Origin of the sequence: Pseudomonas profundi (assembly GCF_008638305.1) — a bacterium.
Taxonomy (GTDB): domain Bacteria; phylum Pseudomonadota; class Gammaproteobacteria; order Pseudomonadales; family Pseudomonadaceae; genus Halopseudomonas; species Halopseudomonas profundi.
Genome location: NZ_VTPZ01000039.1, coordinates 1 through 1,405, shown reverse-complemented (window position 1 = coordinate 1,405; position 1,405 = coordinate 1). Strand labels below are relative to the sequence as shown.

The window sequence follows — 1,405 nt, the reverse complement described above, 5'->3', positions numbered from 1 at the left end:
GTCGTATATGGTCCCCTCCCTCTTTGCAAGGCCTCCAGCATTTGATGGCATGTAGGTTGTCTGTCGTATATCCGGCCTCTGTATGCAACCTGCGGTTGCGGGCCTCGATGAGTACCGTAAGTGTATCGTCCTAATCGAGTTCACGGCCTTGATGGCCCTGACCCTCCGCAGGTTTTCGATACACCGGCCTAACCTGTGTTGTCATCGCTTGCTGATTGCCTTCGCAACCTTGGGGGGAATTCCTCTTGTTAACCTGTGCCTTGCCCAGCTTTTACTGACTGATATTGATCGCCCGATAAGGTTCACAGCGGGTTACAACAGCCCAGCCTATGCGTACCAACTTGTTCGCTAGAGCAATGACTGCCTTGTTGTAGCCTCGTCGCTCAATCAGGTTGCACACCCATCGACTGAGTCTGTCATTGCGCTTGCTGGCCACGCGCGCGAATGCCCTGGCACCATGCACCAGCAACGCCCGCATACGTTTGTCGCCACATTTGGAGATCCTGCCCAGGATAATTTTGCCTCCCGTACTGTATTGCTTGGGGACCAGCCCCATAGCGGCGGAGGCATCCCGGCCATTCTTGAATTGGTGGCCATCGCCTATCCAGCAGCGGAAGGCACTGCTGACGATTTCGCCATAGCCCGGGATGCTCATTAGATTCTGGCAGACCTCATCCTGATTCGCTCTGATCTCAATCTGTTGTGTGTACCACTCCAGTTCCTGCTCCCAAATGCAGTACTGCTGATACTGACGATTGACCAGTTCGCGCAGACGCCAAGGCAATCCGTTCTCAGGATCTTCCAGCAAGGCTACGACCGTCTTGCGGAAGTTCGCCTTGCCTTCGGGCATGACAATGCCGTGCTCTGCCAGCAGGGCGCGTGTGCGATTGATCAACCCGATTTGGTCGGCAAGCAGAGCCTGCCGCATGCGTTGAAGGCTTTGATCCAGCTGCTGCTCAACCGTTTTCACCGCAACGGCGCGTACTCGCCCATATTGAGCTGCCTCGGCTATGGCTTCGGCATCGTTATAATCGTTCTTCTGACGGCGCAAGTAAGCCTTGATGTGCTGCGGTGGCAATAGCTTCACTTGATGACCAGCTGCTTCAATTTCCCGTGCCCAGTAATGGGATCCGGAACAGGCTTCCATGGCCACTACCGCTTGCGGGTAATTCGCCAAAAAAGCCAATACCTGCTGACGGCGAAGCTTCTTGCGGTGCACCTGTTTACCCGACGGGTCCAGAACGACAACGAAGAAAATAGCCTTTGCCAGATCGATGCCGACTGTCATAGATTTGTTCATGGTCTCCTCCTGTCTCCGTTCGCTTCTCAATAGATGTTTAGCATCTATTCTCAGGCGCATCACGACGCCGTAGAGGGAGAGGGAGGAGACCATCTCATCGAGTTC

The 1,405-nt window shown here is 54.6% G+C and carries 1 protein-coding gene; it reads right to left on the bottom strand.

Annotation, left to right across the window (positions count from 1 at the left end):
* Nucleotides 1–271 precede the first annotated feature (271 nt).
* A complete protein-coding gene (locus FZE95_RS19455) occupies nt 272–1,300 on the bottom strand; it encodes an IS110 family RNA-guided transposase (RefSeq protein ID WP_150302441.1) in 1,029 nt (342 codons plus the stop codon).
* Nucleotides 1,301–1,405 lie beyond the last annotated feature (105 nt).